The sequence below is a fragment of the Vibrio sp. 10N.247.311.51 genome (assembly GCF_041467855.1).
In the GTDB taxonomy this organism is placed as follows: domain Bacteria; phylum Pseudomonadota; class Gammaproteobacteria; order Enterobacterales; family Vibrionaceae; genus Vibrio; species Vibrio coralliirubri.
In genome coordinates this window covers 1-11,320 of the sequence record NZ_JBFSVK010000054.1, presented here as the reverse complement: position 1 = coordinate 11,320, position 11,320 = coordinate 1, and the positions used below count along the sequence as shown (strand labels likewise).

Below are 11,320 nucleotides of genomic sequence, written 5' to 3'. Positions count from 1 at the left end.
TAGATGATCTGATCGTAGCTTTAAGCATTAGTTCCCTGATTTAGGAAACAAAGCCCCAGAGAGTGTGCTTTATACGCCTGAATTGTGGATTTATTTATCGAGAAATCGCTATATCTTCATTAATTGGTGAATTAGATTTATGACTGATTTATGCTCTGATTTATTTAGTTGCCAAATGATAAAAGACGTTTGGATAAATTGGATGCCCTAAATAGGTTGGCCTTTAATATGAATGCGATAATAGGAAAATTTAAGAGGTTTTATATTTCAAAAGTTTCATTTTTTGAAGGTAGGTTCTCGATTAATAATAATGTAATTATTCGCAGATTGGTTGTCGAAGTGTGGGGGTGTGTTGTCATTTTTTGATAATGATAAAATTGGCATTAGAGAAAGAACAAAATATATTTTAGGCAAAGAGTTGAATTATCGTCGTTTCTCAATAAATAGTTTTATTCAAGGTATAGAACAGAATAATTTTACGTACTTCGAACGTTCTAGTATGAGCCACATATACAGTGATATATTTGATAAAATGATTAGATATTTTGAATCTGGAGAACCGATAACTATTTGTTGTTCTCGTTCAAGTGTTAATATTGTTTCTATGGTCGCGAGTTGTTATTTTAATAAGGTGCTAATCATAAATGGTCATAAAGACTATAATAAAAAGGAAATTTATTACGTTTTAAAAGTGTTTAAAGGTATAAATAAACCACAGGTGCATGTGGTTTCTATAAATAATAGGGATGCTATTCTAGAATTACGAAAATTCGATGGTATAACTATTGTGACATACGATGAATTTCCTTTCCCATTGTTTGAAAATAAGATTAGGTTATTGAAAAAATGTGTACTCCCTGTCTGTAAGTTAATTGGTAGAAAAACGATATTCGTCAATAGGTATTATAACAATAATTACCTCCCTCGCTTGGAGATTTTATTTATATGCAAAAAAGAAGCTTTCAATGATTTGAGAAAGGTGAGAGAAGTGCTAATGCGACGAGTTATGAGTTCAATAGAGGAACAACCTGAAAAATGGTCGATTTGGTCTCAGAAGAGCTTCTATTATTGCAGTGTGTAGACCTATTACTATTAGCTAAACGCAGGGCGCGATATCACTAACTGGGGATACGATATGTCGCAAATAACGGCTCAAATACGGTACTTTCAAGTCGTATTGAGTAGCTCTATCCTGTCACGCGAACTCTATATCGCCGGTTTTAAAATGCAAAACTATAAATTCCAGTACACTACATATGAAGATGTGAAAGTGCGCTTACCTGACCACCTTGTTATAGATGAATCTAATTACTTCCAAACTATTTATCGTTTTGAACATTTGCTGGCCTCTGACGTGCATAATTAGATGAAACTAAATGAGGAAGCAACCATCTGACCGAGTATGGGCACTCCCACGTGTGCAAGTAAATACTGATGACAATGAACGTACAACTGCCCAAGTGTATTCGTTTCATAAATGATGCTGCAGTTATACGTCGAACCATAATGGTTTTGTTCGCGCATTAACTGTCAAATGACTACACGAGCTATTAGCTGTTTGAACAGGCTATTTTTTAATAAAGTTGGTTAGACCTATTTCCCTTTCCTTCATTTGTAGTGCAATTTTTTATATACCTACCGTATCTAAGCCGTGGCTAGCAATGCCTACCCATTGTCCATTTATTTATGCCCTAATTATCTTTCTCGACCGACATTGCTGTGTATGCGAGGAACCAATCCTAATGACGCAACAAGGCTGCAATGATACGCAATGATAAATTGGATATATCTAAATTAAATAGGTAGTATTTTATATTAACGGTAGTTATTCTACAGGGGTTAGTGGTAAAAATGTCCGTAATAGGAATTGACATGATGGTAAGATAATAAATTTAATTTAATTGCCAGGGGAGTAATTCATTAAATATTTTTGTCAGCAATTTCTTGGTGATTAGGTTTTATCTAATGTTGTTTTGTTGATGACTGTTGACAATGAATTGAGAACGTCCATAAGTTATTTTAGGTCGGGCGTAAAGTATTTTTCTAAATGTTTTGCTCTTTTTTCTAGTATGAAAACAGCCTCTAAATTAACTGAAATACACAATAAACTATATAGGAAATATATGAAATTATCTAAAATTGCGTTGGCCTTAACAGTTGCAATTGCTGCTCCAGTTACTGCTATCGCTACTGCTTCTGTTACGCATCAAAATGGTGGGTTGGGTGAAAGTAATAGCTTCATTTTACTCAATGAAAATGAAATAGTTAAGTTTTCCCCTTTACAAGATTATTTTAAAGGGGATAAGGTTGTATACGACGGAAAAATATACCAAGCGAAATGGTATGTGAATAATCAAAATTCCACTTCCCCATCTTTGCTCCCAGGAGACGAGTCTGATTTAACCAACCAGCCATGGGAATATATAGGGGATTATGTTGAAGAACCACCATTTAACGAAAAAAATGAAGTGGCGACAATAAGGACAGGAGCGTTCCTTTCAGACGAAAACTCGGTTCTAACAGCGACAATTAATCTTCCATCAGGTGAGGAATACAGCGTTATATCGCGACCACTCCAAAATATTTCTTTGTATTCAGGTCATTTCTTAGCTGAAGCGATCAATGAAGCTAAAATACCTGGTGTCAAGGCTGGTGAATACCAAGAAAATGGTAAGCTAGAAGTTATTGAATATACCGGTGGCAGAAACATCATATATGGTCCAGAAGGTACTACTATCGATATCGATGCCGTAAGTTCTTTCGGACGTATCGAACTAGATCACCTTATTTCATCTTTACCGTCAGTATTAATTGCGGAAATTACCACACCAAACGGTGCCCATGTTGTGAGAACAGGGCAGTTAGCAAACGTTTCCCTGTACTCGCCTCATTTTCTCGCAAATGCAATCAATGAGGCATCAATACCTGGCGTTGAAGCTGGTGAATACCAAAAGGACGGTGTGGTTCCCGTTGATTATAGTGGTGGTCGGAATGCCGTTTTTGGCCCTCAAGGTTCACACCTTAGCATTAGTTCATTAGAGGCTATTCAGCAAATTAAAACAGACCATATTCAAACCATCGTTCCTGCTAATATTACTGCAAAATTAACCACTCCAGATGGTTCAATAAACTACTTGGAAATACCTGCAACTAGTCCAGTGTCTACATGGAGTACACACTTGGTTGCGGATGCGATCAATGCGCTGGGTATTCCCGGAGTTTTGGCAGGTGAGGCACAACAAGATGGTTCAATTAAAGTTATTGACTACACAGGGGGAAGAAATGCGCTATGGGCACCGGAAGGTACTGAATTAGAGTTATCAGTGGACCAGGAGATAGTGCCAGACCCGAACAAAATCGAAATCCCAAGAAGTAAAATAGAGTTAGATTTAGCTAACGCTGTCACACCTAAGTTTCTTGAAGCACAGCACTCAGTGCGTACTCTTAGCAATAGTGAGGTAGTATTAGTAAGCAGTGGTCGACAAGACAACCCAGAAAATGTCAAACGAGTAGAGCGTATTATTGGTGGTGACAATGGGTGGGAAGCGATTTTTCCCATGCGAAATGCAGCATACAGCTATGACAATTTCTTAAAATCCGTTGCGAAGTTTCCAGGTTTCTGTGAGACATATGAGAATTTGGATTCTGACGCGATATGTAAGAATTTATTGGCGACGTCTTTTGCTCATTATGTACAAGAAACAGGTGCGAATGATTCATGGAGCGGTGTTGAAGAGTGGCAACAGGGCCTATATTGGTTGCGCGAAATCGGCTTCGATGAAGAAAGCAGAAACGGATATAATCAGGAATGCGGTTCAGAAATGGCCTGGTGGGAATGTGGTAAATTCCCCAATGGTGATACTAAGTCATACTTCGGACGAGGAGCGAAGCAGTTAAGTTACTACTACAACTATGGAACTTTCTCTAAAGCTATGTTTGGCGATGAAAGAGTACTGCTTGACGCCCCCGAGAAAGTCGCAGATACATGGTTAAACCTTGCTTCTAGCCTCTATTTCTTCATGACCCCCCAATCTCCTAAGCCATCCATGGCTGACGTAGTTATTGGAAACTGGATACCTAACGAATATGATTTGAAAGCAAACATCAAGGGTGGCTTTGGCACCACAACTAATATTATTAATGGTGGTCTTGAATGTAGGGGGGATGAAGAGAGCGCCGCCTCACTACACCGTATTGGCTATTATAAGCAATTCCGAGACCATTTTGGTATGCCAGAAGTAGAAGACGAGTCAACTCTAACATGTGCTGGTATGAATGATTTCCCAACTAACGGCTCTGGTCAAGTTGAAACATATTGGGAAAAGGGTTGGTTTGGCGAACCGAAGTGTCACCTTGTAAGTTATCAAACAGCATATCAGGGGTTATTTTCGAACTCGTCATATGACGACTGTATCCTTGAAAACTGGGAAAACGTAGTGATAGTTGAAGATAAATAGTCTTGTAATATATTTCATGTTTTAACCAAGGAGGCCTGAAAATCGGCCTCCTTTCTCTTATGTGATTACAGTTAAACTAATAGAGGCTTTCTTGCTTAAATCGATGGAACTAAATCAAGAAGCTACGATTTTATCTACTACACCCATCAATCGTCGTAACCTCACGTCTAAACCTCGTTACAAAACAACTAACTGAAAGCAATACAATAAAGCCTTAATCAACCGTGGTTCTCTGACCTTTTGGATTGATGAGCAAACGATAGCCCAGTGAAAACAAACAAGGTAAGCGTGGTAGATCTCGCCGATTCCGCTTTACCCGCCACGAGAAGGAGCTGCGTTCAGGGAGCGAGGACACCCTCGTAATCTTGCCGTAGGTTGTCAGAAGCTCCACGACTCCAACTATAAGTGGAAAAGCGGTATGGTTATCATAAGCGCTCACTATCAGAGACAGCAATGTATCGGGTAAAACAGTTGTTAGGTGGGAAATTAAGCCTAAGAAATTACAATGCTCAGGTTGGCGAGACCTGCGTTATGATCAAAGCGCTGAATAAGCTTACAGGGCTAGGTATGCCAGAATCTCAGTATGTTGTTTCACAACTGATGAACATGGGACTATCATGTATTCTCACCGAATTAAGCATCAAAGCACTTCATTATCGCCTACATTTAAAAGGCTGACTTCCGCACTAACCGCTTCGTGAGTATCCACTTCTACAGCTAAGTGTAATTTACGCCATGTTCTGCGTTTTTCTGCACCATGCTTTTTCACTTTCCACTCCCCCTCACCAAAGACTTTGAGGCTAGTTGAGCCAATAAATATACGGCGGATAGCTCCTCTATATTCATCGTTATATTAAACGTGAACTGTCTTCGAGCGTTTACTGTTACAGGTGTAGTCAACGGAACATCCAATAGCTCGAATATCGAGTTGATAAAGCCTTGAAGTACATGCAACGGCAGAGAGAATGCCCTTGATCATAAAAGCTGTTTCAATCGCTGTGTTTGAGTACTGGAAGCCCTTACCACGTATACCATGATGGATTTTGCATTGTCATGCATTTATGTGGATCCATCTATCCAGAACGTAACTGAACTACATTTGCATAGCGCTTTAATATAATCCGCCCAGTTAGTTATCTTTTTTGGCTTTTTCCGCACCACGCAACAAAGGCCCTCTTGATTTAGTTTTATTGAGTTATGTAATAAGTCTATTAATGAGTTTGTTAAAAACGATATCAAAATCGGACTCTTTTACGGATATAGATGGATATATCCACTGCATTTGCGATAAGTTTATCTTTTAGGTGTTTTTGCAGGCAAGAAAAAGGCTAATATTTTGGTGTGGCCAATTTTCACAGCTATCAATAAATGTGTCATTAATTGAGTAGTATAGTAATTATATTTTTAATGGATAATTTAAAGGAAAAAAAATGAATTTGAAATCACGTATCAATACATCTGCTTGTCTGTTTCTTGGGTGCATTTTTCCACTAGCAGCCAGCGCAGCACCAGGTGACCAAGTAAATGCCACTATCAACGTAACTACGACTATTGCGGCGCAAGATTTCAAAGTGCGTCCTGTTGGTCGAAACGACTTTAGTGGTGTTATCGCTAATCTTGTTTATGATGAAGTAAATGATTCTTTTAGTTCGTTTAACATGAATATCGAATCGACATTTAGTACAGGACTACGAGCGCAGCTACTTGCCCAACCAAGTATTACAAATGGTGTAGACACATTGCCCCTAGACGTGACAATTGATAATAACGCAATTACACACAACTCGTCGCAGATTGACAGTACTCCTCCTTCTGCGGGAACTTTTGTTGCTTATCCTCTCGATATTAATATTGGTCAATATCAACCTATTGGTGCGGCGTTGTCATCGGGTGCATATTCAGGCTCAGTACAACTGGTTTTCGAAGATTCCCTATAAATCACGAGACTTTGTTGCGTAAAAGAATAATCCACTTCACCTGTTATTCCTCAAGCAGTGATAAGTCCACTAAAGCCTAAAGCCTTATCGCTTGGTAGATAACTGAAGTGAACTAAGAGTTTTATTCTAAATTTAGGTGCCAATTCTTCGTGAATTCACTATTACGCAACAAAGTCAACCAACGAGACAGACATTGATGTTCAAACTACGAATTTTATTTTTAGTTGTGTTGGCATCTCTTATATCTCTGGCTGCTTCGGCAGCCAGTAATAGAGTTGAAGCTGACCAAGAATTACTAATATTAAAGGGCAATAAAAGAAGTGATTTAATAAAGCTATCCAACCCAGTTGACGATATTGCCTACGTGGAAACGCACGTTGTAGAAGTCACCTTCGATGAAAATGGAAATGAACAGTTAGAGCTAGTTGAAGGCGAAGGAAAAAAAGACTCAATAATTGTCATTCCTGAGAAAGGGTTAGTACCTCCAAAAAGTTCTGTACAGTTTAGAGTCGTCAAAACTGCTGAAAGTGTAGTAAAAGACAGGTATTTTAAAGTTAGATTTGTACCAGTTACTAACAAAAAACTGGAAAGTCCTAATTCCAAGGACAAAGTTAATTCCGGTATATTTATTTCTATTGCGACTAGTGGATTTGTAGCTATTTCAAATGAAGACTCACAACCGGATATTATTTCTACAGTGGATAATGGTATTCTTACGCTAAAAAATAACGGCAATGGAGTTGGTACCTTAACGAATTGTACTCTTTGCTCGGAAGAGGAAGATCTTGATTGCAAAATATTCAATGATATTCGAATGATACCAAACCGAGAGCGTACTTTTGATGTGGGTGATGTTGGTATAGACATGACTAGTGTGGTTTTTAATTGTGACTTAAACAATGGCATAGGTATAAGTAAATATGTCCATGAACAAGATTTTTTATCGAAAAATTAAAAAAGAATTATTTTTTATAACTGTATTATTTCCTTCTATTTCATTTGCACTAGATAGTATCGATAATCCGAAACTTTTAATAGTCAGTGACACTCCTTCTGGTTTCGAAGATGTAGAATTTAGAGATGAGCTTCAATTTAGATTATACGGAAAAACTATAGCAGAAGGATACACGCTATACAAAGGTAGCACTACGAAGTTTTTTATTTACACTTCATCAATGAGTGATGTGGTTGAAATAAAAACCAATAAAGAATATACCTGTGCTGATATCATTGCTCAGCAGTTTATGCTAAATGTATGTGGAGAAGAAACATCTAACTCTGAGACAAAAGTAACATTCAGCGAGCCAGTAAAAGACAGCCGAGTTAAATATATTGAAGTTTTGCTCGAAAACAGAAGAATAAATAGTCAAAATAAACTTGATTATTTGAAGGAGAGTGATGTTAACGCACTAGGAACGGTGACAAACTATAGAATAACCGGTTCTAATAATTTGTCTTATTTTAGTGGTTCTGCACTCTTAGATACTACCATAGGTTATAAAAACAGTTTTTTTGAATTTGAAGGAGGTTCCTATGTTGATGGTAATAGCAATGTTGAATTTGTTAATAATCAAACCGCACTAGGTAAAGATTATGGTTCAAATCGTTATATGTTTTCATTGTTAGACGATCAAACAAGACTAGGAAGTGGCTTCTCAAACGCAATTATTGACATGAGAGATATAAAGCAATTTTCGATCGAAGATGCCTCAGAAAGAAGGTTAGGTAAAAGCGGTCAATTCCTCAATATAGATATTTATATGCCAAGCAGGGGGGTAGTAGAAGTATATCGAGGATCCTCTTTACTATATAGCGCTCCTCATTCAGAAGGTCATAGTTTCATTGATGCTAGTGCTCTTCCTATCGGCACCTATGACATAACAATACATAGAAAACTGAATATAGGAACAACCCTAGCCCCAATAGTCAGGACAGTCACTAATAGAAATACTAATAACGTCGATTTCTTGTCTTTTGGTGTTTATGATGAGCTAAATTCTGGGGATACGAATGTACTATTTGCTTTGTATGAAAAAACTATATTTTCAAATCAAAACCTTGATGTCGAAATTGGTGGTATGTTGTCCGATTTTGACAATTTACTTCTAATGAAAAGTGATTATTTTTTTTCTAGTCAATCTTTTTTAAGCTTTGAGCTTTCTGCACTTGATGAGAGTAATTACAACTTTCTTGGAAGATTAGATACTAAACTTGGCAAACACTTTCTCTTTAATACGGAATATCTGTACAAAAGCATCGAATCAGAACTTAGCGAAAGGTTTTATGTTAACTTTAGCGGACGTTACGAAAATTATTTTTTCGATTCTTTTCATATCAATTATATGTATTCAGCTTTAGAGAATAGTCATGCAAATTATATTATAGATTCTAAGCAATCAGAGATTACTGCTTACTTTAATAAATTTGCTCAATTTAGAGGTGACCCACTATATGTTAGCTATCATGTGGGGGTAAGAGATCGTGATTTCGTATCAAATGAATTCTTCTTCGGCCTAAATTTATCAATGCCTCTGTCTTTTTCAGATAGTTCCTCAGGCGGGGTGAGCTTATTTAGTCAGGGTGGTGATTATGTGGTCAGTGCCTATGCGAATTCTGATATCGACTCTGAATTGATAGAAAGCGTATCTGCAGACATCAGTCATTCGCGGGACAATAGCATCAATGCTCTTTTCGGTTCGCAAATCAGGAATGATAAAGGATCAGGCAATATTTCATTATCAATGAATAGAAACAGTACTGACACTGATTTCACAGGCTCTTTTCTTTACGGTGGTTCTGTCGTCTCATCCGATAACAATGTTGGTTTTTTCGACACTGCATCAAGTTCTTCGGGTTTTTTAGTAGAAAATAGTACGTTTGACCCACGTTCTACGTCAGAAATTGACCTGATATCAGGAAGAGAACAAGTGGTATTAGATGGAAAATTGAGTTTTATCCCAGTGGCTGAATATGATTCAGCTACACTCTATGTACATTCGAACAGTGCTACTATCGATGATGAAGATAGACTGCATCATGGTGTTTTTTATAAAGGAGGCGTTAAGTTTATAGAATTAGAACCAAGGAACTATTTTCACGTGGCAGGCTTTATAGAGAATATAGATGCATCTAATAGTATAAAAATCGTCAACCATGAATCTTCAGTAGTTATTAATAGAGACATCAGCGACGGATATTTTCAGCTGGCCGTTTCCGAGCAGTTTCCTATAATAGAGATTTTCTCTGATGATAGATTATTATGCACTAAAGAGTTAAGTAATTATAATCGTGATGAATATGTATATCTGGGAGAATTAAGTTGTGAAACAGGTTTTTAAATTTTCAATATTGTTCTTATATAGTGCTTGGCTTGATGCAGCCAGTTTTGGACAGGTACATTATAAACTCGACCCTTCAAGTGGAGCTACTTATTTTACCAAGGTAGCTAGCTCAATACATAACCCAAGTTGTTCACAGAACTCTATTCTTGGGGGGTATACTAGAATAAGTGTTATAGATATCAGTAATGCAGCTCATGGGTATGTAGTTAAATACGGGAACGGGGTAACAGAGCAAGTCTTAACAGATAACTATGGTAACCAACTGCCTGTTGAAATTAGTGTTATTGGCCATTATGTGCTAAGGGGACCGAGGTTCTGGGGCGGTGGTAGTGCAAAAGGTAATTACTGTTACGCACGTCAAGGCTATGGTGATCATGAGTCTGAAATGCTTTATTACAATGTTGGTACCGGCGTCACTCATGACGGTTATGCGCCTGACAATGGTCATGGGTACTGGGAAGTTTTATTAGCAATGAGAGTCAGCCCTAGTTATTCCGGCCCTCTAACGCCTGGTAGGTATTATGGTAATGTTAATTTGAACTCTAGTACATATCACCTTAAGCCTCGTGACAGTTGGGAGACGTTATCTGGTCATATTGTACTGGACATCGGACACGTTTTCAAAGTCAATATACCATACCGAGCGGGATCGCTTAATTTTGAACAAGGGGATCATCCATATTGGGGGGCCGGATTACCCATAAAAATCCAGACTAACGAATCATTCAACATAAAATACAGCTGTGGCGGTAATTTGGGAAAAAATAGTAATGGACAATGTTTGTTGGACGCAAACGGTTTTGCGCAGAGAGTTCGCATTCGTTTCGACCATATAAACTCGTTGATTGAGCTAGGAGCAGATGTCTGGACACATTATGATGCAGCCACATTTAATCCGTCTCTTGCCCATGTTCGTCAACAGGTGGGTTCGATAGAATTTTCTGTGGCAGACCTTCACCTAGCGACTCCTGGAAAGACTTATACTGGTACTTACAACTTCATAGTGGAAGCCGATTATTAAAAAGCATAGTGGGCTTCGTTGGGCCAACTTTGCAATGAGCTCTGGACGTTTGTGGACAGATATTCGCGCGTCCAGTCATGCTTAGCTGTTATTTCTGACCATTCCTGTTGGATACGCCTCCAGTACCGGAAGCAGCTAGGCATCAAAATTTCTGGTTGCTTTGTATTGCGAGACTGAAGGTAAACTCTGCCGAGTCGGGCTTTCGACGTTTTTCAAGCTACTAGTCACTGGTTGATTATTAATTAAGCAACCTCTTTTTCTGGATTCAAATGAACGTCACCAACTGGTTCGCAGTTCTTGATTTCTTCTGACTAACGTTCAGGGTTTTGCTCTCGGCGTACCTCTAGAACTGCCGTTCTTTTTTGTAAGCTCTCACTACCCTTACCCGCATGTCTTTCCGAAGGCGTCACGTAGTTTAGTCTTCGATGTTTATGCTCATTGTTGTATCACTCTACGAACCTGTCTATCCAAGCTCTCTCATCTTGGCTTTCATCGTTGAAGATTTCATTTGGGGGGGGGGGGGGGGGGGGGGGGGGGGGGGGGGGGGGGGGGGGGGGGGGGGGG

General features: G+C 38.5%; 6 protein-coding genes and 2 pseudogenes. 7 read left to right on the top strand and 1 reads right to left on the bottom strand.

Annotated elements, in window-relative coordinates; translation table 11 throughout:
- Positions 1–349 precede the first annotated feature (349 nt).
- The 3 genes and pseudogenes from AB6E85_RS25460 to AB6E85_RS25450 all read left to right on the top strand — a co-directional run.
- Positions 350–1,081 carry a hypothetical protein gene (locus AB6E85_RS25460; protein ID WP_372144741.1) on the top strand — a complete coding sequence of 244 codons (732 nt, stop codon included), beginning with the start codon at positions 350–352 and terminating at the stop codon, positions 1,079–1,081.
- 1,042 nt (positions 1,082–2,123) lie between these two features.
- The gene (locus AB6E85_RS25455) at positions 2,124–4,457 is read left to right on the top strand and encodes a glycoside hydrolase family 19 protein (protein ID WP_372144739.1); all 2,334 of its coding nucleotides are present in this window, start codon (positions 2,124–2,126) and stop codon (positions 4,455–4,457) included.
- Between the two features lie 304 nt (positions 4,458–4,761).
- Positions 4,762–5,045, top strand: a pseudogene (locus tag AB6E85_RS25450) (IS5/IS1182 family transposase); the annotation flags it as partial.
- A gap of 55 nt (positions 5,046–5,100) precedes the next feature.
- On the opposite strand, the pseudogene AB6E85_RS25445 reads toward AB6E85_RS25450, so the two are convergent.
- A pseudogene (locus tag AB6E85_RS25445) lies at positions 5,101–5,615 on the bottom strand (transposase); the annotation flags it as partial.
- A gap of 272 nt (positions 5,616–5,887) precedes the next feature.
- On the opposite strand from AB6E85_RS25445, the gene AB6E85_RS25440 reads away from it, so the two are divergent.
- The 4 genes from AB6E85_RS25440 to AB6E85_RS25425 all read left to right on the top strand — a co-directional run bounded on the left by AB6E85_RS25440 (position 5,888) and on the right by AB6E85_RS25425 (position 10,756).
- A complete protein-coding gene (locus AB6E85_RS25440; protein ID WP_372084279.1) occupies positions 5,888–6,394 on the top strand; it encodes a hypothetical protein in 507 nt (168 codons plus the stop codon).
- Positions 6,395–6,590: 196 nt separating this feature from the next.
- Positions 6,591–7,349, top strand: a complete 759-nt coding sequence (locus AB6E85_RS25435) for a hypothetical protein (protein ID WP_372084277.1) — start codon at positions 6,591–6,593, stop codon at positions 7,347–7,349.
- Positions 7,321–9,732, top strand: a complete 2,412-nt coding sequence (locus AB6E85_RS25430; protein WP_372144737.1) for a TcfC E-set like domain-containing protein — start codon at positions 7,321–7,323, stop codon at positions 9,730–9,732. The genes AB6E85_RS25435 and AB6E85_RS25430 overlap by 29 nt, the downstream gene beginning before the upstream one ends.
- The gene (locus tag AB6E85_RS25425; RefSeq protein WP_372144735.1) at positions 9,716–10,756 is read left to right on the top strand and encodes a hypothetical protein; all 1,041 of its coding nucleotides are present in this window, start codon (positions 9,716–9,718) and stop codon (positions 10,754–10,756) included. Before AB6E85_RS25430 ends, AB6E85_RS25425 begins: the two co-directional genes overlap by 17 nt.
- Positions 10,757–11,320: the final 564 nt, after the last annotated feature.

What these genes read in the sequence shown, in the direction of transcription:
- AB6E85_RS25455 (WP_372144739.1), top strand. Translation starts at nt 2,124, where the DNA reads ATGAAATTATCTAAAATTGCGTTGGCCTTAACAGTTGCAATTGCTGCT.
- AB6E85_RS25440 (WP_372084279.1), top strand. Translation starts at nt 5,888, where the DNA reads ATGAATTTGAAATCACGTATCAATACATCTGCTTGTCTGTTTCTTGGG.
- AB6E85_RS25435 (WP_372084277.1), top strand. Translation starts at nt 6,591, where the DNA reads ATGTTCAAACTACGAATTTTATTTTTAGTTGTGTTGGCATCTCTTATA.
- AB6E85_RS25430 (WP_372144737.1), top strand. Translation starts at nt 7,321, where the DNA reads ATGAACAAGATTTTTTATCGAAAAATTAAAAAAGAATTATTTTTTATA.